Source organism: Candidatus Pelagibacter sp. Uisw_130 (genome assembly GCF_047722505.1).
In the GTDB taxonomy this organism is placed as follows: domain Bacteria; phylum Pseudomonadota; class Alphaproteobacteria; order Pelagibacterales; family Pelagibacteraceae; genus Pelagibacter.
This window is the reverse complement of sequence record NZ_CP159814.1, coordinates 1,239,863-1,262,919: the sequence shown is the minus strand read 5'-3', so window position 1 is coordinate 1,262,919 and position 23,057 is coordinate 1,239,863. Positions and strand designations below refer to the sequence as shown.

At 31.1% G+C, this 23,057-nt stretch carries 19 protein-coding genes; all 19 read left to right on the top strand.

Annotated elements, in window-relative coordinates:
* Nucleotides 1-42: 42 nt before the first annotated feature.
* Nucleotides 43-1,008, top strand: coding sequence for a malate dehydrogenase (gene mdh, locus ABXT55_RS06820; RefSeq protein ID WP_415284563.1), 966 nt, complete (start codon nt 43-45; stop codon nt 1,006-1,008).
* A 2-nt stretch (nt 1,009-1,010) separates the two neighbouring features.
* On the top strand, nt 1,011-2,171 hold the full coding sequence (gene sucC, locus ABXT55_RS06815; RefSeq protein WP_415284562.1) for an ADP-forming succinate--CoA ligase subunit beta: 1,161 nt from the start codon (nt 1,011-1,013) through the stop codon (nt 2,169-2,171).
* Nucleotide 2,172: 1 nt separating this feature from the next.
* Nucleotides 2,173-3,048 (top strand): succinate--CoA ligase subunit alpha, encoded by an 876-nt coding sequence (gene sucD, locus ABXT55_RS06810; RefSeq protein ID WP_415284561.1) that lies wholly within the window; start codon nt 2,173-2,175, stop codon nt 3,046-3,048.
* A 34-nt stretch (nt 3,049-3,082) separates the two neighbouring features.
* The gene (locus tag ABXT55_RS06805) at nt 3,083-5,989 is read left to right on the top strand and encodes a 2-oxoglutarate dehydrogenase E1 component (protein ID WP_415284560.1); all 2,907 of its coding nucleotides are present in this window, start codon (nt 3,083-3,085) and stop codon (nt 5,987-5,989) included.
* Between the two features lies 1 nt (nt 5,990).
* A complete protein-coding gene (gene odhB, locus ABXT55_RS06800; RefSeq protein ID WP_415284559.1) occupies nt 5,991-7,304 on the top strand; it encodes a 2-oxoglutarate dehydrogenase complex dihydrolipoyllysine-residue succinyltransferase in 1,314 nt (437 codons plus the stop codon).
* A complete protein-coding gene (gene lpdA / locus ABXT55_RS06795; protein WP_415284558.1) occupies nt 7,305-8,705 on the top strand; it encodes a dihydrolipoyl dehydrogenase in 1,401 nt (466 codons plus the stop codon).
* 218 nt (nt 8,706-8,923) lie between these two features.
* Entirely contained in the window at nt 8,924-9,148 is a 225-nt protein-coding gene (locus tag ABXT55_RS06790) for a hypothetical protein (RefSeq protein ID WP_415284557.1), read from the top strand.
* A gap of 117 nt (nt 9,149-9,265) precedes the next feature.
* A complete protein-coding gene (locus ABXT55_RS06785; protein WP_415284556.1) occupies nt 9,266-10,042 on the top strand; it encodes a prepilin peptidase in 777 nt (258 codons plus the stop codon).
* Between the two features lie 32 nt (nt 10,043-10,074).
* Nucleotides 10,075-11,085 carry a type IV pilus twitching motility protein PilT gene (locus ABXT55_RS06780; protein ID WP_415284555.1) on the top strand — a complete coding sequence of 337 codons (1,011 nt, stop codon included), beginning with the start codon at nt 10,075-10,077 and terminating at the stop codon, nt 11,083-11,085.
* Nucleotides 11,066-11,749, top strand: a complete 684-nt coding sequence (locus ABXT55_RS06775) for a Tfp pilus assembly protein FimT/FimU (protein WP_415284554.1) — start codon at nt 11,066-11,068, stop codon at nt 11,747-11,749. The genes ABXT55_RS06780 and ABXT55_RS06775 overlap by 20 nt, the downstream gene beginning before the upstream one ends.
* On the top strand, nt 11,742-12,200 hold the full coding sequence (locus tag ABXT55_RS06770; protein WP_415284553.1) for a type IV pilus modification PilV family protein: 459 nt from the start codon (nt 11,742-11,744) through the stop codon (nt 12,198-12,200). Before ABXT55_RS06775 ends, ABXT55_RS06770 begins: the two co-directional genes overlap by 8 nt.
* Entirely contained in the window at nt 12,197-13,072 is an 876-nt protein-coding gene (locus ABXT55_RS06765; RefSeq protein WP_415284552.1) for a PilW family protein, read from the top strand. The genes ABXT55_RS06770 and ABXT55_RS06765 overlap by 4 nt, the downstream gene beginning before the upstream one ends.
* Nucleotides 13,069-13,635 carry a PilX N-terminal domain-containing pilus assembly protein gene (locus ABXT55_RS06760; protein WP_415284551.1) on the top strand — a complete coding sequence of 189 codons (567 nt, stop codon included), beginning with the start codon at nt 13,069-13,071 and terminating at the stop codon, nt 13,633-13,635. Before ABXT55_RS06765 ends, ABXT55_RS06760 begins: the two co-directional genes overlap by 4 nt.
* A complete protein-coding gene (locus tag ABXT55_RS06755) occupies nt 13,635-14,162 on the top strand; it encodes a hypothetical protein (RefSeq protein WP_415284550.1) in 528 nt (175 codons plus the stop codon). The genes ABXT55_RS06760 and ABXT55_RS06755 overlap by 1 nt, the downstream gene beginning before the upstream one ends.
* Nucleotides 14,159-17,938, top strand: a complete 3,780-nt coding sequence (locus tag ABXT55_RS06750) for a hypothetical protein (RefSeq protein ID WP_415284549.1) — start codon at nt 14,159-14,161, stop codon at nt 17,936-17,938. Before ABXT55_RS06755 ends, ABXT55_RS06750 begins: the two co-directional genes overlap by 4 nt.
* A 361-nt stretch (nt 17,939-18,299) precedes the next feature.
* Nucleotides 18,300-20,417 (top strand): pilus assembly protein PilM, encoded by a 2,118-nt coding sequence (pilM, locus tag ABXT55_RS06745; protein ID WP_415284548.1) that lies wholly within the window; start codon nt 18,300-18,302, stop codon nt 20,415-20,417.
* Nucleotides 20,417-21,097, top strand: a complete 681-nt coding sequence (locus ABXT55_RS06740; RefSeq protein ID WP_415284547.1) for a pilus assembly protein PilO — start codon at nt 20,417-20,419, stop codon at nt 21,095-21,097. The genes pilM and ABXT55_RS06740 overlap by 1 nt, the downstream gene beginning before the upstream one ends.
* Nucleotides 21,084-21,503, top strand: coding sequence for a hypothetical protein (locus tag ABXT55_RS06735; RefSeq protein ID WP_415284545.1), 420 nt, complete (start codon nt 21,084-21,086; stop codon nt 21,501-21,503). Before ABXT55_RS06740 ends, ABXT55_RS06735 begins: the two co-directional genes overlap by 14 nt.
* A gap of 3 nt (nt 21,504-21,506) precedes the next feature.
* Entirely contained in the window at nt 21,507-23,057 is a 1,551-nt protein-coding gene (pilQ, locus tag ABXT55_RS06730; protein ID WP_415284544.1) for a type IV pilus secretin PilQ, read from the top strand.

Below are 23,057 nucleotides of genomic sequence, written 5' to 3'. Positions count from 1 at the left end.
AGTTGAATATTCATTAATTATCAATAAAAGATACTCCTATATATGAAAAAAAAAATTTCTTTAATAGGTGCGGGTCAAATTGGTGGTACTTTAGCACATTTAATTGGCACTAAAGAGGTAGCCAACGAAGTAGTTCTTTTTGATGTTGCAGCTGGATTTGCTAAAGGAAAAGCACTAGATATTGCTCAATCATCATCTGTAGAAGGGTTTAATGTAAAGTTCTCAGGTACAGATAATTATGAAGATACAAAAGATTCGGACGTAATAATAATAACTGCTGGTGTGCCAAGAAAACCAGGTATGAGTAGAGATGACCTATTAGGCATAAATTTAAAGATTATTAAACAAGTTGCAGAAGGTATTAAAAAAAATGCACCCAATGCATTTGTAATATGCATTACAAATCCACTAGACGTTATGGTGATGGCTTTTCAAAAATTTTCAGGCTTACCAGCAAGTAAAGTGGTTGGAATGGCAGGTATTTTAGATAGCTCAAGATTTAAGTTATTTTTATCTCTAGAGTTAAACGTTCCTGTAAAAGAAATTGAAGCAATGGTTATGGGAGGTCATGGAGACACAATGGTTCCTCTACCAAGATTCACAAAAATTTCAGGTAAACCATTATTAGACTTAGTCAAAGAAGGAAAAATATCCCCAGAAAGACTAGAAGAAATTTACCAAAGAACTAGAGATGGAGGAGCTGAGATTGTTAAATATTTAGAAAAAGGTTCTGCATTTTATGCACCAGCAGCTTCAGGGGTACAAATGGCAGAAGCATATTTAAATGATGAAAAAAAATTACTTCCATGCGCAGTTCAATTAAATGGAGAGTATAGCGTTGATAATGTTTATGCTGGTGTACCAGTAATAATTGGAAAAGATGGTGTTGAAAAAATAGAACAAATAGACTTGGATGAAAAAGAAAAAAAAGAATTTATGCATTCAATAGATGCTGTTAAAGCATTATGGGAAGCTGCATCTAAAATAGATCCAGATCTTTCTAAATAATAATGAACATCCACGAGCATCAAGCCAAAAAAATCTTAAAAGAATATGGAGCAGTTGTGCCAGTAGGTATCTTTGCTTTCACAGTTGATGATTTGATTGAAAAAGCAAAATCATTAAAAACAGAAAAGTTTGTATTAAAAGCACAAATCCATGCTGGCGGAAGAGGTAAAGCTGGAGGTGTAAAAATATTAGATACTATTGAAGAACTAGGTGTTGCTGCAAAAGAATTATTAGGAAAAACACTTGTAACACATCAAACTGGTCCTGAAGGAAGAGAAGTTAAAAGATTATATGTGGAAGTATCTTCCAATATAGATAAAGAGTTTTATCTATCGTGCTTAATTGATAGAGCAAGTTCAAAAATTGTATTCATATCAAGTGATCAAGGTGGAATGGATATTGAAGAGGTTGCAGATAGCACACCTGATAAAATTATAACAACAAAAGTAGATATTGTTAAAGAAATTTCAGACGTTGATTGTGAAAAGATAATCAAAATTTACGATTTAACAGATGATGCTAAAAAACAAGCAATAGCACTAATTAAATCAATATATAATATGTTTCTAGGCACGGATGCTAATATGGTTGAGGTTAACCCACTAATATTAACTAAAGAAAAAAATATAATCTGCTTAGACGCAAAGGTTAATTTTGATTCTAATGCACTATTTAGACACCCTGAAATTATAGAGTTGAGAGATTTAAATGAAGAAGATCCAGCAGAAATAGAAGCGAGCAAACATGATCTTGCTTATATAAAATTAGATGGAAGCATTGGTTGTATGGTTAATGGAGCAGGTTTAGCAATGGCAACGATGGACATAATTAAATTATATGGTGAGGAACCAGCAAATTTTTTAGATGTTGGTGGAGGAGCTTCAAAAGAAAAAGTTTCTGCTGCTTTAAAAATAATTCTTTCAGATAAAAATGTTAAAGGCATATTAATAAATATTTTTGGTGGAATAATGAGATGTGATGTTCTTGCTCAGGGTGTTGTTGATGCTGCTAAAGAAATAAATATAAGTGTTCCACTAGTAGTTAGACTTGCTGGAACAAATTTTAGAGAAGGAAAAGAAATTCTAGATAACTCAGGATTAAAACTAATTTCAGCAGAAAATTTAGATGATGCTGCACAAAAAATAGTAGAGGCTATAAAATAGAATGTCAGTTTTAATTAATAAAAATACAAAAGTTATATGTCAAGGTTTTACAGGTACACATGGTACTTTTCATTCAGAACAGGCACTAAAATATGGAACCAATCTTGTAGGTGGAGTTACTCCAAAAAAAGGAGGACAAAAACATCTTGACCGACCAGTATTTAATACCGTAGCTGAAGCAAAACAAGAAGTTGGTGCTGATGCAACTATGATTTATGTGCCAGCAAAATTTGCAGCTGCTGCTATTATAGAAGCTATTGATGCATCCATAGAGCTTATAGTTTGTATTACTGAAGGTGTACCAATTCAAGATATGCTTCGTGTTAAACAAAAACTAAATAGCTCAAAAAGCAGGTTGATAGGACCTAACTGTCCTGGGATAATTACACCTGATGAATGTAAAATCGGAATTATGCCCGGAGACATTCACAAGAAAGGTTCTGTTGGAATTGTTTCAAGATCTGGAACTTTAACTTATGAAGCAGTTGCGCAAACAACTGAAAATGGATTAGGACAATCTACTTGTATAGGAATTGGTGGAGATCCAATAAATGGAACAAATTTTATTGATTGTTTAGATTTATTTTTAAATGATAATGAAACGGAATCTATTCTTATGATAGGAGAAATTGGTGGTTCTGCTGAAGAAGAAGCAGCTGAATTTGTTAAGAATCATAAAATAAAAAAGCCTATGGTTGGATTCGTAGCTGGAATAACAGCGCCTCCCGGAAGAACTATGGGACACGCAGGAGCTATTATCTCAGGTGGTAAAGGTGGGGCAGAAGATAAGATTAAAAAAATGGAAGAATGTGGGATTACTATTGCAAAATCGCCATCTGAACTAGGTAAAACATTATTTAATAAATTATCTAATTGAAAATTAATTATCTGATATTATATCAATAAAATAGATGTCATCATCAAAAAATCTTGAATTCGAAAAAACTTCATTTCTTAGTAAATCTAACAGTGCATTTATAGAACAAATGTATTTAAAATTTATCAATAAAGACAAAGATCTTCCTGAAAGTTGGCAACATTATTTTGAGGGTATAGGTGAAGACTTAAGTATGATTGCCAAGGAAATTAATGGACCATCGTGGGGTATAAAACAAAAAATTGATATTGATGAAATTGAAAAAAGAATTGAAGAAGATGAAAAAAAACTTTTCAATGGAAGCAATGATACAAAAGTTAATTCAAAAGATTTAATCAAAAGCAATGTTAACTCTATTAGAGCTGTTGCGTTAATTAGAGCTTATAGACAAAGGGGACATTTATTAGCAAAGCTTGACCCACTCCTAATGATGCAAACAGAGTATCTAGATGAATTACATCCTGAATATTATGGATTTAAAAAAGAAAACTATAATGAAAAAATTTATTTAGATGGTGTGATAAATAAAGAGCACTCTACTGTAAAAGAAATATTAAGTTTTTTAAATAAAACTTATTGTGGGCCAATTGGTTATGAGTATATGCATATATCAAACCCAACTGAAAGAAAATGGCTTAGAGATAGAATTGAGCAGGATGAGAACTCTCTTCAATTCACAAAGAATGGTAAAGAAGCTATTTTAAAAAAACTTATTCAAGCTGAAGGATTTGAAAAATTTTTACATACGAAATATGTTGGTACAAAAAGATTTGGATTAGATGGAGGAGAAAGCTTAATCCCTGCTTTAGAGCAAATTATTAAAATTGCTGGTCAATCAGGAGCTAAAGAAGTTAAAATTGGAATGTCTCACAGAGGCAGACTCAATGTGCTAGCAAACGTTTTACAAAAATCATACAAAAGGATATTCAATGAATTTGCAGGAGACGTAGAAGCATTTGGAGAAGAGGGTGCTGGTGATGTAAAATACCATTTAGGAGCTTCGTCCGATAGAGAATTTGATGGAAATTCTATACATGTGGGTCTTACAGACAACCCTTCACACTTAGAAGCGGTCAATCCTGTTGTATTAGGACAGACTAGAGGAAAACAATTTTTTCATGAAGATAAAAATAGAAATAAAGTTTTACCTATTTTAATACATGGTGATGCAGCATTTGCTGGCCAAGGTGTTGTTGCGGAATGTTTCGCAATGTCTGGTTTACCAGGACATAACACAGGGGGAACAATTCATTTTATTGTTAATAATCAAATAGGTTTTACAACAAGCCCAAGATTTGCAAGATCATCACCATATCCATCGGATGTTGCAAAAATGGTAGATGCTCCAATACTTCATGTAAACGGTGATGATCCAGAAGCCGTTGTTTATGCAACAAGAGTTGCAACAGAATTTAGGCTAAAATTTAACAGAGACGTTGTGGTAGATATAATCTGTTACAGAAGGTTTGGCCATAATGAAGGGGATGAACCTTCATTTACTCAGCCGCTAATGTATAAAAAAATTAGATCACACCCTACGCCAGTAGAAATATATGGAAGCAAATTAATAAATGAAAATACACTTTCAGAAAGTGAACTTAAAAATTTTAAAACTGATTTTAAAAATTTACTAGATGATCAATACAAAAATGCAAAAGATTATAAACCAAAAATTGAGTGGTATGAAGGAAGTTGGTCAAGATATAAACCAGAAAAAGGAAAAGATAAAAGAGGTATAAGTGGTTTTGACCAGAGAAAACTTTTAGAAATTTCTGAAAAAATTAACTCAATACCAGAGGGATTAAATTTACATAAAACTATAATTAAAATTTTAAATACTAGAAGATTGGCAGTGTCAGATGGAAAAGGTATAGATTGGTCAATGGCTGAAGCGCTAGCATTTGGGTCCTTATTAGAAGAGGGATATCCAGTAAGACTAGTTGGACAAGATTCTGGTAGAGGAACTTTTAGTCAAAGACATTCAGTTCTAAGAAATCAGCTAGATAATAGTCGATATGTACCATTAAATAATATTTCAAATAATCAAAAACAATTTGAAGTAGTAGATAGTTTTTTGTCAGAATTAGCAGTTTTAGGTTTTGAATATGGTTATAGTTTAGTTCAGCCAAACACTCTAACAATGTGGGAAGCTCAATTTGGTGATTTTGCTAATGGTGCACAAGTAGTAATAGATCAATTTATTGCATCAGGTGAGAGAAAATGGACAAGGGCATCAGGTCTAGTAATGCTTCTACCTCATGGTTATGAAGGTCAAGGTCCAGAACATTCATCGGCTCGCTTAGAAAGATTTTTACAATTATGTTCTAATGACAACATGCAAGTAATGAATTGTACTACTCCAGCGAATTATTTTCATGCGTTAAGAAGACAAATGCATAGAGATTTTAGAAAACCATTAATAATGATGACACCTAAATCTTTATTAAGAAACAAGTATTGTGTTTCTAATTTAGAAGATTTTAGTAAAGAAAACTCATTTCACAGAATATTATGGGACCATGCCGTAGACCCAAAAACTAATAGTTTTATAAAATTAAGAAAAGCTTCAGAGATTAAAAAAGTAATAATGTGTTCAGGTAAAGTTTATTTTGATTTATTAGATGCTAGAGAAAAACTAAAAAAAGATGATGTAATATTGTTCAGAATTGAACAACTATATCCATTCCCTGCAAAAACTCTTGTTAAGGAACTCAAGCCTTACGCTAAAAATGCTAAATTTTATTGGTGTCAGGAAGAACCAAAAAATATGGGTGGATGGTTCTCTGTAAGAGACTATATACAATGGACATTAGAAACTATTAACGCTAATAATAGTAAAATTTCTTATATAGGAAGAAGTCCAGATGCATCCCCAGCAACAGGATATGCAAAAAGACACATTGCACAACAACAAGAAATTATTAAAAAGGTTTTTGAATAAAATGAATGAAAAAATTTTAGTTCCGGTTTTAGGAGAGAGTATTACTGAAGCAACAGTAGCTAAGTGGCTTAAGAAAGAGGGTGATACAGTTGAAGCAGATGAGGCAATTGTAGAGTTAGAAACTGATAAAGTTAATTTAGAAGTTCCATCTCCCATAGATGGAGTTTTATCTAAAATAAATTCAAATGATGGAGAAACAGTTGAAGTTGGAGCCTTACTTGGTTCAATAAGCCAAAATGGAGTTCAGTCTGCTGAAAAAAAAATAATTACAAAAATTGAGCCTAAAAAAGCAGAAAATAACGTCATTAATTTAGAAGTAAAAAAAGAAATACCCAGAGTTTTCAATGAACCTGAAGAGGAAGATCCCTTAATATTAACAAATGAAGTCAAAGAAGAAGCACCATTAATATTAAAAAATGAGAACAATGAAGACAAATACGAATCCTCAAATAAAAGTAAAGAAATACTTTCTCCATCAGTGAGAAAAATTGTCGTTGAAAATAAAATTGATTTAGAAAAAGTTAGAGGTTCAGGCAAAGAGGGCAGAATTCTTAAAGGTGACCTAATTGGTATGATGGGAGAGAACCCACAACCGTCAGAAAGAAAAATTAAATATGGTCAAGAAGAAAGAATTAAAATGTCTAGGCTTAGACAGACAATTGCAAAAAGATTAAAACAAGCACAAGAAAATGCAGCATTATTAACAACTTTTAATGAAGTTGATATGACCAGCATAATGGAAATGAGAAAAGAAAATCAAGAAGATTTTCAAAGTAGATATGCTATTAAATTAGGCTTTATGTCTTTTTTTGTAAAAGCTTGTGTTGCTGCACTTAAAACGTTCCCATCTGTTAATGCTGAAATTGATGGAGATGAAATTATTTATAAAAATTATTACAATATAAGTTTTGCAGTAGGAACTGAAAAAGGATTAGTGGTACCGGTATTAAGAGATGCTGACCAATTATCATTTGCTGATATTGAAAAAAATATTAAAATTATTTCTGAAAAAGCAAGAGATGGAAAAATAACTATAGAAGACCTTCAAGGTGGAACCTTTACAATTAGTAATGGTGGAGTTTATGGCTCAATGTTATCTACTCCAATATTAAATTTGCCTCAATCTGGTGTTTTAGGAATGCATAATATAGTTGAAAGGCCAATGGTAGTTGATGGAGCAATTAAAATTAGACCCATTATGTATCTTGCACTATCTTATGACCATAGAATTATTGATGGAAAAGAGTCAGTTTCATTTTTAAAAATGGTTAAAGAAAATTTAGAAGATCCAAGAAGGTTATTTTTAAATATTTAAATGTCAGATAAATTTCAAGCAGTTGTAATAGGTGGTGGTCCCGGAGGTTATGTTTGTGCAATAAGATTAGCACAATTAGGACTAAAAACTGCATGCATAGAATCTAGAGGTTCACTAGGTGGAACTTGTTTAAATGTTGGGTGCATACCTTCTAAAAATTTATTAAATATTTCAGAAAATTATCATAAGGCACAAAATTTTTCTAAACTTGGCATAGAAGTAGGCGATGTAAAGCTTAACCTTGAAAAAATGATGCAAAATAAGGATAAAGCAGTAACAATTTTGACTAAGGGTGTAGAGTTTTTATTTAAGAAAAATAAAGTCACTTATTTTAAAGGTACTGGAAGCTTTAAATCAGCAAATAAAATCTCAATATTAGATGATCAAAAAAAAGAAACTATAATTGAAACAGATAAAACAGTAATTAGCACAGGATCTGTACCAGTAGAATTACCAGGCATTGAATTTGATGAAAAAATAATTGTATCTTCAACAGGTGCATTAACTTTGCAATCGGTTCCCAAAAAAATGGTTGTAGTCGGTGGAGGTTATATAGGACTAGAGATGGGGTCTGTTTGGTCTAGATTAGGTGCAGAAGTTCATGTGGTAGAATTTCTTGATCATATTACTCCTGGGATGGACAGAGAAATATCTACAGAGTTTATGAAAATTTTAAAGAAACAAGGAATTAACTTTCACATGCAAACTAAAGTAGAGGGAATTACTAAAAACACCAACGGAGCTAGTGTTTCAACATCTGACAAAAATGGAAAAAAAATAAATTTTGATTGTGATGTTGTTCTTATATCTGTTGGCAGAAAACCTAATACTAACAATTTAAATTTAGAAGCAATTGGTGTTGAATTGGATGAAAAGAAAAGAATTATAACAAATAAAAGCTTTCAAACAAATGTAGGTAATGTTTATGCAATTGGTGATGTAATAGATGGACCAATGTTAGCGCACAAAGCTGAAGATGAAGGTATTGCAGTTGCAGAAAATATTGCAGGACAATCAGGGCATGTAAATTATGATATTATTCCAGGTGTCGTTTATACAACTCCAGAAGTTGCTTCAGTTGGAAAAACTGAAGAGCAATTAAAAGAAGCAAATACAAAATACAAAATTGGTAAATTTTCGTTTATGGCAAACTCAAGAGCTAAAGCAATTGATGAAGCAGAAGGTTTTGTTAAAATTTTAGCTGATGAAAAAACAGATAAAGTTTTAGGAGCACATATTATTGGACCTCATGCAGGTGAATTAATTGGTGAAATTGGAGTTGCAATGGAGTTTGGTGCAAGTGCTGAAGATATTGCAAGAACGTGTCATGCACATCCAACATTCTCAGAAGCTGTAAAAGAAGCAGCGTTATCAGTAGATAAAAGAGCAATACACTCTTAGTCCCATATTATCCTATAAGATTTTTTAATTACCTTTTAGTACCAACGATAATAATCAATTATTAGAAAAAAACTTAAATTTTTGTAATCGTTGGTATTCCACATTTATTAAAACATTATTTTTATAATTCTTGTTCTTTTCTTGGTTCATTCTTGGTTCAAGACTGTATTGTTGTTTTGTATGTTGAGTGAAAGTTAAGGATTTGTTAGTCTTGGAGTATGAAAAAATTAAAAGTTTTTTTAACCATATCATTTACATGGATAATTTTAGTAGGCTATCTTGTTTGGGCTAACGGTTTACTTGCAAGAGGTAGTAAAACTTTTAGATGGGATGAATGGATATGGTTTGGGTTAGTTCCAGCATTAGCACCATACATTTTTTATTATATTTGGAATCCTGAAGTAATTAAGAATATCTTTAAAGGAACCGATAAAAATAGTTAATGAAAATAGAACTTTATACACCCAATCTAAATCTAGTGTATGAGAATAGTATTATTTTTATGAACTATTGCTACCAAAACATTATAAATTTAGCAGCCTACATAAACATTTAATCATTTGATTTTTTTAAATTCATTCTTAATTTTTATTTTAGGAGCATGTTTTGGGAGCTTTTTAAATGTCTGCATATATCGTTTACCGATAAATAAACAAATTATAAGTGGGCGATCATTTTGCCCAAGATGTAAAAAATATATAAATTGGTTTGATAATCTACCTTTAATTTCTTTTTTATTTTTAAATGGAAAATGTAGAAAATGTAAGAAAGTTATTCCTTTAAGATATTTTATTGTTGAGATTACTACTGGGATTATTTTTTTATTGATTTATTTAAATTATAATGATCTCTCAACAATTATCTTTTTATCGGTTTTAAGTTTAATCTACATAATAATAATTTTTATAGATCTTGAAAATTTTATTATTCCTGACAGTTTAAATTTTAGTGTTATGGCTATAGCTTTATTTAAAAACTTTTTACCAAATTTTAATACAAGTTTTATTCATGAAATTAACCAATCTATCATTGGTGGGATGGTTGGGTATCTAAGCATATGGTTAATTATTTATTTGTATAAAGTAATAAAAAAAATTGAAGGGATGGGTTTAGGTGATGCAAAATTAATGGCTGGTATAGGGTTATTGTTTGGTTGGCAGTCAGTTCCCTTTGTACTTTTTGTTTCAGCAATTCTTGGACTTATATTTGTGCTCCCATCTTTATTAAATAAACAAAAGAATATGAGATCAGAAATACCTTTTGGACCCTTTATTATTGCTGCCTGTCTTATTTATTTTACTTATGGAGACTTTTTATACAGCTTAATTTTGGTTTAATTATTCCTTATAAATAGTAACATTATATTTATATGATTAGTAAAATAGTAGAACTTGCTAAGACAAATACAAAAATATCAGATTTTCATTTAAGAGGAGGTTCAGACATATCCTATAGAGCGATGGGAGATATCGTAATTGAACCAAGTAGCAAAATAGAAGATAAAGATTTACAGGACCTATTAAAAAATAATTGTTCTGAAGATGAAATTAAAAAGTTTGAAGTAAAGAATGAGCTTGATACAGCAGTTATGCTGGGAGAATTAAGATTTAGAGCTAACTTTTATAAAACATTGAATGGTTTAGCAGCAGTTTTAAGAAGAGTTGAAACCAAAATTCCATTAATGGAAGATTTAAACCTTCCTCAAATATTATTTAGTTTATTAGATGCTCATAAAGGATTGGTATTAGTAACTGGCCCTACTGGCTCTGGAAAATCCACAACACTTGCAGCTATTATTAATCAAATCAACGAGTCAAGACCATCAAATATTATAACTATTGAGGATCCTGTTGAATTTATTCATAAAGATAAAAAGAGTATTGTCTCACAAAGAGAAGTTGGCAAACAAACAGAAAGTTTCTCTCATGCATTAAAAGCCGCTTTAAGAGAAGATCCAGATGTAATTCTTGTTGGTGAGTTAAGAGATTTAGAAACAATAAGTATGGCATTAACTGCTGCTGAAACAGGTCACTTAGTTTTTGGAACACTTCATACAAGTGGTGCACCAAATACTGTTAATAGAATTATTGATGTCTTTCCACCTGAACAACAAGGACAAATTAGAGCTCAACTTGCAGAATCATTAAAAATGGTTGTGACTCAAAAGTTATTTAAGAAAAAAGATGGTTCAGGAAGAGTGGGTGCCTTTGAAATTATGGTTTGTAATGCTCCTATTAAAAATTTAATCCGTGAAGCTAAAATTCATCAAATTCCAAGTGTCATGCAAACAGGCCAGCGTGAAGGGATGATGACCATGGAAAAATCAATTGATGAACTAATTGGCACAGGAGTTATTTCAAGTGCAGAAAAAAATAGCTAAGGGTTTTACAATAATAGAACTATTAGTAGTTCTTGCAGTTATAGGAGTATTTGTTTCATTCACCTATCCTAATATTTCAAATTGGATTAAAGACCGTGAGGTTAAAAAAGAAGTTTATGACGTTGTTACATTTATCAAAGAAAAAAAACAAATGGTCACTAATGATAAATATGGGATGATACAATTAAGCTTAAAGCCAAACTTAGAAATTTACACAATGAGTAAAGTAAATTTTATTAATACTTATAGAAGTATTTCGAGCAATAGTAGTTTTAAAAAAAACAACCAATGTACTTATGGTACAATGCAATCTGGGTTTGTAAGAAATCAAAGCCTAGAAACATTAAAATTAAGTGTTTCAAACAATGATAGCAATGTTCATGTTTATCCAAATGCAGCACACAACCCCTACGCAACTGTACTTTGTTTAACAAGAGATAATTCAATTAGCTATATGAGATTAAGAAAAACAGAAAGAGATGCGGAGACTGGAAAAACAGTAGATATATTTATCTTCTGTTCAAAATCTAACTCAACCCAATATTCATGTAAATATAGTGCTAATCTTGATCACATGTACAAAATCACAATAAGTAAAAATATAAAAATGAAAATTTATAAAAGAAACAAAAGCAAAAATAGTTGGGTAAAAATTGATGGCTAAATCTAATAAAGGAATTTCATTAATAGAGTCAATGGTCTGTATAGTAATAATTGGTATAGGGTTTATTGCAGTTATGCAGCTTTCAGCCTTTTCAATTAATTCAATGGATCGAGCAACCGAAAGAAACAAACTTAACTTTTTATCTGAAATGGTGATGGAAGATATGATTGGAGATCCGGATAATGCTTCTAGTTATGGTGGTTTTAATCAAAATTCATGTACTTATTCAAATACAAGTGCATCCAATCTTCATCAAAAAAAGAAGAATAAATGGAGAGATAAGCTTTCGGAAAAGAATTTTTTAAAAGTTGGTAATACAGATAAAAAACCTGCTTGCTTTTCAGGAGATACAAAAAAAACCTTTATTAGTAATAGTAACACTTCTGGCAGACTTAATTTTTTTACAGGTAAAGGTAAAAGAAAAAAATATTTAGGAGTAGTGTTTAAATGATAAATAAGAAAGCTGGTTTTACCCTAGCAGAAATAATGGTTGCAATAGTAGTTGGGTCAATTAGTATTTTAGCTGCATTTTCAGCATATAATTATTTTCAAAAATCTTATCAATCAATTTCTCAAAAAGCAGCAATTAATGGAACAGCAAGAGAAGCTTTGGCCATGCTAGCAAGAGACCTTCGAAACACGGGGTATCATCATGTAGACTTTGCAAATTATAATTGTGAAGGATTAAGAGAGTCTCAATATGATTATATAGGCATAGGTCAAAAAGGAAGAACTAATGGATATTATGGTCAAGCTGATGGTTTAACAATTTTTTATTCAATCTCTGCCAAAGAAAGAATAAGAATACAATACTTTGTAACAAAACATCAAAATAGTTCTGATTGGTATTTAAAGAGAGTTGTTAACATTAATCCAGTTGGTCATTCTAGGTCAGGGTGTGGTGCTTGGACTAGAAATTATAATATGCCAGTTGATGATGAAGTGTTAGTTCCTTACCTAGAAGATTTTCAAATTATACCAAAGGATAAAGATGGAAATGTTTTATTTCCAGTGTGCACTTCTTGTAGTAATTATGAAAACTCATTCGGGGGACAGACCAAAAGTAAAGAAAATATGAAAAAAGTTCACACTGTAGATGTTTACTTAACATTAAGATCGCCAAAGGAAGTCTATAATAAAGCCCAAGTGACAAAAATTATTAATGGGGAAGCTCCATATGGGAGTAATATAAATGTTCCTGCGGATAAGTATTATCGAGAAACATTTTTTGTTAGTGTACACACTAGAAATTTAGCTAAACCGATTGCTATATCTGAGAAAACAGGAACTAGTATAGGACAAACATCATCTTATAATAAATGAAAAATAAATTTAGAAATAATGAAAAAGGTTTTGCATTACCATTAGTATTATTATTACTAGTTGTAATGACAATTATGGGCACAACATTAGTTACAATTTCTTCAAACGAACATAAATCAAATACAGAAAAAGATTCAAACCAACAAACTTTTTATGCTGCAGAAAGTGGAATATCGGTCGCTAAGAAATACATGGTGGATAATACCAGTATAATAACAGGCTCTTCTCAAACAAATTTAGATAGAGATCTTAAGTTTTGTAAAGCATCCTTGTTTCCTAATTTGAGAAATTCAACTGGAATTATTTTGGGAAGAAAATCATTGAATGAAGTAATCAGTGCATCAGGAGATGAAGCAACAAGATTGGGTAAATTTAGTTTTGAGTATTTTATCGCTTATAGCCCAGATCAAAATGGTTACAATTCATCAGTTAAGAAAAAATCAGGAACAAATAACACGCTGTACACGATTTATTCATGTGGATGTAATGAATCTAAGGACAAATGCAGCGCTCAAAGTAACATTATAGTTCCTTTAGAAGCCGTGGTAACCTTAATAAACTAATGAATAGATTTACCCTTTATTTATTTGGATTTCTGCTACTAGCGCAAGCAAACGCATTCGCATTAAACTGTGACTTGAGTAAATTTAAACTAGGTAAAGATATAAGTAATTTTGAAAAAGAAAAAATAGCGTTTATGCTTGGAGAGCCTGTCAAAGGTATAAAATCAATTACAATCCCTATTGAATTTGTATGTCAAGATAAAGGAATAAAAGGAACAATAATATCTTTATTTTTTATAGATGAAAAAGTTGTAAGAATTATATTTCAAAATCAAGTTATTCAAAATAGATCCTTATTTAAGCTCGCAAATAGTTTTTATAAATCTGGGTTTAAAAAAAATCAAAAAATTATTGATGCAAATGAGCCAGAACAATATGCCATAGAAAAAAATGAAGTTTATTATTTATATGCAAATTTAAGAGGTATTAATGAAAATACAGGAAATTTTTTAGAACTTTTTGAAATCGTAGATAAAAAGCATGAAGATGCTGCAAATAAAGAAGCAATAATTGAAGAAGAAAAATGATTAGAAAATTTTACATATTCTTACTTTTGATATTTTTTGTGTGTAATAATTCATACTCAAAATCACCGCCACCAGGAACTGGATCAAGTAATGTGCCTGCAAATATCTTAATTATGTTAGATAACTCTGGAAGTATGGCGTGGGACATCAATGGAAATTATATTTCTAGCTGGACAAAATATGTTTCTCAACCCTCAGATGTTGCAGTGGATAGTAATGGTAATATCTATGTGCTTCAAATTAGCAGTAAGACAATTAAAGTTTTTGATTCAAATGGAGCTTATGTAAAAGTTATTGGCACAGGTGGCTCTACTTATCCTACCAGTTTAGATATTTATAATAATGTTATCTATGTTTTGGATTACTACAATGCAAGTGTTAAAGTTTTATCAGACTCAGGAAATATTATTAAGTCCGGTCAACCCACAGGTTATTGGAGTGCATGGAGTATAGCTGTATCGAATAACCATGTATTTATAGGAGGATTTGCTTCATATAATCAAAGTTATATTAGAATTCTAGACAGAGGTTCATTAAATCAAGTTAATTATCACTTTAATTATCCGACCTACAACTCAATGTCAGGTTTAGATGTAAACTCTGATGGAACAAAATTAGTTACTGTATCAAATTATCTGAGTAAAGTTTGTGTTCATAGTATATCAGGAACTAGTTTAGGCTCTTGTCAAACAGTAGGAACTGGTAATTACGGTACTGGAAATGGAGATACCAGATACCCAGTTGATGCAGCATTTGATTCAAATGGAAATATATTTGTTAATGACAGTAGTAATCGTAGGTTACAAAAATTTAATTCATCAAGATCCTATGTTGCTAAATATGGCTCATATAATTACAGTGGGCCTTTTAGATGGCCATGGGGTTTAGGAATTTCATCAGATAATAAAGTTTATAGTGCTGATAAAGATAACAATGATGTATATGAATTTAATAATAATTTAACATCTTTTTCAAGAATAGGTGCGGCTGTATCCAGGATGTCAATTGCAAAGGAAGCAATTAAAAAGATAGTATCAGACCCTGAACTTAAAAGTGGAGCTAATTTTGGACTAATGGAGTGGGGATTTTATTGGGGTAGATATTTAAGATTAAGAGTTCCAATAAACTCAAATGGTGCAAGTACAATTTATACAGATGTAGATGGAGTAGCCTCTGGTGGAGGAACATATCTTTTACAAGCAATGAATTATGCTAGAAATTATTGGAATGGAAATTTGACTCAAGGTGGCACTCGTTATCCATCCCCCATCATTCCAGGAGCAACCTGCCAATTAAATTTTAATATTTTAATAAGTGATGGGCAGTGGAACAGCCATAGTAGTGCAATGGGTGTTGTCAGAGATATGAAGAACAGTTTAAACGTAAAAACTTTTGCAGTTGGGTTGGGTATCAACACAGGTAATAGAAGCAATTATGATAGTTTAGCAACAAACGGTGGAACAACTACAGCTCTTTATGCAGATACATCAGGAGCGCTACTTATTGCAATACGAGATGCAGTACAGCAAGCTATATCTAGTTCTTTAACTTTTACAACACCAGCTGTAATGCCAGAACTAAATAAGGGAGGTTCTATTTATCAATCCACTTTCAAATATGCAAAGAATAAAGAGTGGGAAGGTAGTTTAAAAAAATATGATCTGAATACTGATGGATCCTTTGGAAATGAAAAATGGGATGCCGCTAAACAACTAAATGACACAAGCCCTAATTCTAGAAAAATATGGACAGCAGATATTGGAACAAAAAATACTAATAATTTTACAACATCAAATAGAAATATTTTAAAACAAAAGTTATTTCCACTTATAGCAAGCCCAACAGATGCAGAAACAGATAATCTGATTAATTTTATTAGAGGTTTTGATTCTTATGACTATGATAAAGATAGCAATACCACAGAAGAGAGAAGCTCAAAATTAGCAGATATTTATCACTCAGATTTAATTGTTGTTGGTAAACCAGATGCACCGATAGCTGATACTGGAAATTCAAATTTTTCAAAAACTGATGCTTATTATAGACAACAAACATCAACACCATATAGTGCTTTCAAAGGTAGTGCAGATTGTGGAGGGTCATGCAGTAGTAGAACAGAAGTAGTTATTGCTGGAGCAAATAGTGGAATACTACATGCATTTAATTCAATAACAGGTGACGAATTATGGGGCTATATACCTCCAAATTTAATAGGAAAATTATCTAGCATTGTGACAACTAAAGCAAATGCAACTAATCCTATTTATGGGGTTGATGGATCTCCTGTGGTTAAGGATATATTTTTTGATGATACACCAAATAATGGAGCTAATGACCCAAGATGGAGAACCATACTTGTTTCAGGATTAGGTGCTGGGGGCAAGGGGTACTTTGCATTAGACATAACAGATATTAATAATCCTAAGCACTTATTTGCAATTGAAAATGATGCTTTCAATAAACGAATTAATCATTGGAACTCAGATGAAAATCTTAATTCATATTTTTATGATGGAAACAATAATATTCCATCTCAGTATGATTATACGAAACTAGGTTCAAGCTGGTCTACACCTAGAATTATAAGAATAAAAGTTGATGGAGCAGATAGATGGGTTGCAGTATTTGGTGGAGGTTATAATAGTGGTGTTGCACCAGAGTATGGTTCAGCTATTTTTATTATGGATCTTGAAAATGAAGGTAGGTTACTTAAAAAGATTGATATTCAAGATAAACAAATTGCATATCATGCTTATTCATTTGGTATTGCTAAGGGAGTTAAAGAGTTTCAAATGAGTAAATTTGGACTGAACTCTTATAATACAAATGTTGAAAAGTTAATTGTTAGTGGTACAGGTGGAATGGGCTATGGCATAAGTCAAGATATTAATAATGGTATAGCTACGAATATAAAAATTGTTTTAGATTTTGAATTACCAAACGCTGCACTCTTTTTAGTTACCAGAGTAAACAAAACAGATATAGTTAACTCTTTGCCGTCTGACTTAACAGTAATCAATGCTGATGGTACCTCAAAGGCAAATTATGATGGGGCATTAATATATGCAGGTGACATTGAGGGGAAAGTTACAAAAGTAAATTTAACAGAAAGTTTCACTCTAGGGGTTGATAAGATGATTAATAAAAATATATCAACAACAACAATTTTTGATGCACAGGCAAACACTGATAATGGAAGATATATTTATAATAGTTTAGAAGCGACGATTAATAGTGATAACAACTTATGGTTATACTTTGGAACTGGCGATACACAAAAATTACAAAGCCAATCCAGCCAAGTTAAGAACAGAGTGTTTGGAATTAAAGATAAAGACTTCCCAAATTATGCAAATATAAGCTCAGCTGGTACATATAGTAATTGTTCTAGCTCAGGTTGTCCTAATTCTTCTCAAATGGGCTGGTATGTAGATTTAGATAAGGCTAAAAAAGTGACAGCAAAGCCTACAGTTGATAAAGATAGAGTATATTTTTCAATATATGAGCCATCTAGCTCATCAACACCCTGTACCACAGGAACAGCATTTTTACACGCATATGACTCTAAGTGTGGAGGTGTTAAGACAAATTTTCCAGTTAACCTTGGTAAAGGAGTTGCTGGAGAAGTGGTTATAAGTGGAGATAATCTGTATATTGGTATATCAGGCGAGGCAAATAAGAGCTTAACATCAAAAGATAGCTTAATTACCATAAAATCAGGAGCTAAAGCAGCCTCTGGAGCGGTTCAACTTGAAAGTTGGAAAGAAAACTATTAAATTTATAAAACTCTAACACAAAATATAAAAACTCTAACACAAATTTTGAATATTATATGAAAGTGACGATTTATATAGTTTTTTGATATTTTATGGTATTTGGCTTAAGTATTTTAACTCTAACATAAAAAAATACCACTCTAACACAAAAAAATACTGATATTACAATAATTAGAGGTATTTTTATGAAAATATTGAAATATCCATATAATATAAGGCTTATTTTAGTGAATATGATATTTTTACTAAAATATTAGAATGATTAAAAACTATAACACAAAAATATTTACTCTAACACACAATAAAATTGAGAATAAATCATAATTATGTTATAGTTTTACTAATTTAGGAGAAAATTTATATGGAAACCGTTCATAAAAAAAATGGAAGGTTGCATATATATGTCCGTCAGGATAAATATAAAGGTGAGTTAAAATCTCATAATTGGGTTGGTAGGACTTATATAAATGGTAAGCAAAAAGTGTCATCTTCGGGGACAACTAACCTTGAGGAAGCCATACCAATTCTGGAAAAGTGGTTTGATGACCTACAATTAGAAAAAAATGACAATATTTCAGTAAATGAAGCAGCTACAGATCAAAATGACGATATAAGTCTGGAAAAAGACATAACTACTGCACCAATTCAAGAAAATACCAATATCACTAGCCCTCCTTCACCACCCCAAGTATCTGAAGAAACTATCAAAGAACCAATAAAAGGCGTAACAATTGGAATGCTGGAGAAGCTAAAAAATTTCAAATTTTCTAAATCAAAAGTCGATAACTCAACAGATAAAGACAAAGTTAATGGTAATGCAGATCCAAAAATTAAAGAAAATAAGATAAAAAAAGTTTTTCAAAAATTTTTTCAATCTAAAGTTAGTAAATTAAGTGTTGCTGGTGAGGAGATAGCAGGCTTAGACATGACTAGAGAAGCAATTAGAGTTGCTCAAGTCTCTCAAGACAAAGATGAAAAATGGATATTAGATAAATATTCTTATCGTTTACTGGATCAAGAAAAAATTAGTGAAAGTATCTTAGAACATAAAGATTATCTGGCTGAAGAAATTGAATTAGCGATGTCTAATGCAAAAATTACTTCAAAAAATGTTGCATTATCAATTCCAGTCACAAGTGCAATCATAAGAGTGGTCACAAGCCCTCTAATGACTGATGATGAGTTACAAAAAGCAATAGAAACAGATTCGTTGTGGGAAAATTTAGTTCAATTAACTGATAATTTAAATGATTATTCAATTTTTCATCAAATCATAAATAGAAATTCAAAAAATAATACGATGGAGATTTTATTTGTTGCATCAAAACTATCTGATGTAAATTCTTATTCATCTATTGTTAAAAAAGCAGGTCTCAATCCAGTAATTATGGACGTTAGGTGTTTCACTTTAAAAAATGCACATGATAATACAAAATTTAAATCTATTACAGATAAAGGAAACTCAGCAATATTAGAACTTGGAATAGATGAAAATTATATCATGATTATTCACAATAATATTCCAGTTATTACTGATATATTTTTAAGACCTCAAGAAAAAGAATATTTAATAAATATAAAAAGTGAACAACTTTCAACTGAGGCAGACGCAGTAATTAGAAGGTATGCAATGCAGGTCAAGCAAGCAATTACTGATTATGAAAGCAAATATGAAAATAAAATTACATCTATTCAAGTAGTCTCAAGCCTAAAAAATATTTCATTTATACTCCCGGTATTTAAAAAGAATTTACCAACGACAGGTTTTGTTAATTTTGATCCGATACAAAGTGTTAGTATACCTTCTTATAATAGTGAAAAAATTTCTGGTGATAACAATTCTCCATTATCTTCAGTGCTTGGCTTAGCTTATAGAAAATTAGATGTATTCGGTTATTATAAATTTGTAACAGCAGTTAAAAATATTAACTTATTACCTAATAGAGATGCTGTCCGTCAGCAAAATAAATTGAAGTTTTTATCTGGGTTTGCTTTTAAAGGTGTGGTATGTGCAATAGCAGGTATTTACTTGATATTAACGGTTTTTTCATTCTTTCAAATTAGTAACAATAAAGACAAATTACTAGAATTTGATCAAGTGCAATTAGAATTTGATAAAAATAATATTCAATTTTCAAAATTAGCAAAAAAAAGAAGAGAAATGCAACGAGCATTAGACCTTGGAAAATTAGTTAATTCAAATCAAGCAAGGTCTTATAGATCATTAGCCCAAGTAACTAGAAGCGTCCCTCAAAGAGTGCAATTTACTAAAATGACTTTTGATGGAAAAGATAGTTTGATTATAGAGGGTGTTGCTTTTTCTGATCAAGATATTTTAAATTTTATTTCAAACTTAAATGCAAAATCATTAATAGAACAAGCATCATTAGCTGCAATGAAAAATCAAACTGGAGATCAAGCATCAGGTAATAATAATAAAAAGGGATTTACAATCAATTGTAAATTGAAATTGATATAATGGATTTAGCGAGTTTAAAAGATTTAGATTTAAATGATATATTTGCAAAACTGAAAAGTGGTGGTTTAGCAGATAAAAAAACTCTAATTAAATTTGGTGTTGGTTTTGGTGCTATACTAATCTTTTTGATAGGTTATTATGTTTTTGTGTCTCCAATAGTAAAACAACAAGAAGAACAGATTTTCATAATGAATGAAAATAAAATAAAGATTGAAGAATTTAAAAATAATATTGGAACTTTAAAAGCTGGTGTTAAAAAGCTAGAGCCTGACTATGAAAAAAATAGTAAACTTTTTCACAGCAAAAAAGAAGTTGAAGATCTTTACCAGAACATAAGTAAATTTGCATTGATCAATGGTTTGTCAATAACTAATCTTAAAAAAGGTGAACCCAAAGCTGTTGCTGGAGCAGCACAAGAGCAAAGTACAGAACAAACAACAGAGAACAGCGCTACAACAGAAAATCAAGAAGGACAAAAAATAATGTATTATACAATTCCTGTTGAGTATGAAATTCAAGGAAATTTTTTAAGCTATCTTAAGTTTAGAAGAGCACTATCTAAATCTCAAAAAGTTATTAATTTTGATAAAGAAGAAATTACCACAATAGCAAAAATTCAAGGACAGATTTTATCAAAGGGTACAATTTCAATAGTGGGGTTGCCAAATGAATATAAATAATAAAAAAATATTAATCTTTTTAATGACAATTATGCTTTGTCAATTTCAAATGGTAAGTCTTAAGGCAGATGAACACTCTTCTTTAGATGATGAAGAGTTGCCAGCAATAGATCCTTTTGCAGGAGGAGTTTCAACAAATCAAGCAGGTGAAACAGATACTCAGGTAAGCTCAAATAATGGGCTTTTAAATAATATGAGATTAGTGGGTACAATTACTGCTGAAAACAAACAAATAGCAGTCTTTTCTGCAGCTGATGGTGGAGCGTATAAATATGAAGAAGATCAAGCCATTACAGATACGACGATGATAAGAAATATTTATTCTGATTTTGTAATTGTTGAAGATGGAGAAAACAATCTTTTTGAAGTTTATATGAATAATATAATTAAACCGAGTGATGGATAATAAGTGAATAAATATTTTAAAATTTTAATAGCACTATCATTTATCGTTCTATTACAATCTTGTGCAACAACAAAAAATCCAGTGTCTGTTCATGGTGACAAACCTTTAATCGATACAGCTAAGATTATTGTTGAAGGTCGTGAGGACATGGACAAGAAAATTATTGATGGTCCTAAACCTTATGACACAAGCATACCAAGAGAAGATAAGCGTAAAACAATAACAACTGAAAATGTTAAAAACTATGTCTATATTTCAGATGAATATCCTCATCTTAAACAAATGGTTAATATTAATTTTCAAGGACTAGATTTTAAATATGTAATGTCATTGATGGCTGATATTGCAGATATAAATATTTTAGTAGGGGATGAAGTAAGTGGCACAGTAAATGCTAAAATTTATAATGTTGGTTGGGATGTTGCATTTCAAACTTTGCTAGATATGAAAACTTTAGTAGCTGATGTAGATGTTACTAATGGAATTATAAGAGTTCATACTCCTGAAAAATTAACTGCGCAAGAAACAGCAAAATCTGCAAGAGCAGAAGTATTAAAGAAAAAAATTCAATTGGAAGAATCAGTTGAGCCGATCTTAGCTGAAATATTTAGATTATATTATATTAGCCCTGCTCAAGCAAAAACTACATTAGAGGCTTTATTTGCAACACAAGGCGCGGAGGGTGTTAGCACGATGTCCAATCTATCAATTACAGTTGAGGATACTACTAGATCGATAATTGTTAGAGGTCACGAACCAGATCTTGATACTATTGATGCAGTTATTAGAGAGATAGATGTAAAAACTAAACAAGTTTTAATTGAAGCATTTATAATTGATGCAAGTTCTACTTTTGCAAAAGCATTGGGGGCGAGAGTAGGTGCAATGAGTGTAAGTGAAAGGGGCAGCAAAGGTACCACTACAATTTCAGGTATTACCAGTGGTGGAAACGCAGCAACAACTTCTGCAGGTATAACTTTAGGAGCGGCTGCAGGAACTATTTCCAATCAAGGAATTTCTGGAACAAGTGGAATAGGAATACTTAAACAAATTGGAGCACGTGCTCTTAAGGTTGAAATTGAAGCATTAGAGACGTTAGGTTTAAGTAAAACACTATCTCAACCAAGTGTGTTTACATTAAATAATCAGGAAGCAACAATTACCCAAGGAACACAAATTGCCTATCAAACAACAGCAGATGGAACAACAACTACAGCATTTAAAGAGGCTGCATTATCATTAACAGTTACACCCAGTATTATAGGGGATGGAAATGTATTGTTAGATATAAAAGTTAATAACGATTCTCCGGTAACAGTTCCTGGATCTGACGAACCAGGAATTAAAACTAATTCAATTGTCACAAAACTTTTAGTCAGTGATGGTGATATAGTTGTAATTGGTGGTATTAAAAAGAACACCACAAACAATACGAATAGCAAAACTCCAGGGGTTAGCAAAGTGCCTGTTATTGGTAATTTGTTTAAAAGTAAAAATAATAGTGATGAATTAGTGGAGTTGTTAATCTTTATTGCTCCACGGGTGATAGATTAA

Coding starts and splice junctions, on each gene's coding strand:
- ABXT55_RS06765 (WP_415284552.1), top strand. CDS start 12,197: ATGATAAATAAGAAAGCTGGTTTTACCCTAGCAGAAATAATGGTTGCA.
- ABXT55_RS06750 (WP_415284549.1), top strand. CDS start 14,159: ATGATTAGAAAATTTTACATATTCTTACTTTTGATATTTTTTGTGTGT.
- mdh (WP_415284563.1), top strand. CDS start 43: ATGAAAAAAAAAATTTCTTTAATAGGTGCGGGTCAAATTGGTGGTACT.
- ABXT55_RS06740 (WP_415284547.1), top strand. CDS start 20,417: ATGGATTTAGCGAGTTTAAAAGATTTAGATTTAAATGATATATTTGCA.
- ABXT55_RS06780 (WP_415284555.1), top strand. CDS start 10,075: ATGATTAGTAAAATAGTAGAACTTGCTAAGACAAATACAAAAATATCA.
- pilM (WP_415284548.1), top strand. CDS start 18,300: ATGGAAACCGTTCATAAAAAAAATGGAAGGTTGCATATATATGTCCGT.
- ABXT55_RS06755 (WP_415284550.1), top strand. CDS start 13,635: ATGAATAGATTTACCCTTTATTTATTTGGATTTCTGCTACTAGCGCAA.
- odhB (WP_415284559.1), top strand. CDS start 5,991: ATGAATGAAAAAATTTTAGTTCCGGTTTTAGGAGAGAGTATTACTGAA.
- ABXT55_RS06770 (WP_415284553.1), top strand. CDS start 11,742: ATGGCTAAATCTAATAAAGGAATTTCATTAATAGAGTCAATGGTCTGT.
- ABXT55_RS06790 (WP_415284557.1), top strand. CDS start 8,924: ATGAAAAAATTAAAAGTTTTTTTAACCATATCATTTACATGGATAATT.
- ABXT55_RS06805 (WP_415284560.1), top strand. CDS start 3,083: ATGTCATCATCAAAAAATCTTGAATTCGAAAAAACTTCATTTCTTAGT.
- lpdA (WP_415284558.1), top strand. CDS start 7,305: ATGTCAGATAAATTTCAAGCAGTTGTAATAGGTGGTGGTCCCGGAGGT.
- sucC (WP_415284562.1), top strand. CDS start 1,011: ATGAACATCCACGAGCATCAAGCCAAAAAAATCTTAAAAGAATATGGA.
- ABXT55_RS06760 (WP_415284551.1), top strand. CDS start 13,069: ATGAAAAATAAATTTAGAAATAATGAAAAAGGTTTTGCATTACCATTA.
- ABXT55_RS06735 (WP_415284545.1), top strand. CDS start 21,084: ATGAATATAAATAATAAAAAAATATTAATCTTTTTAATGACAATTATG.
- sucD (WP_415284561.1), top strand. CDS start 2,173: ATGTCAGTTTTAATTAATAAAAATACAAAAGTTATATGTCAAGGTTTT.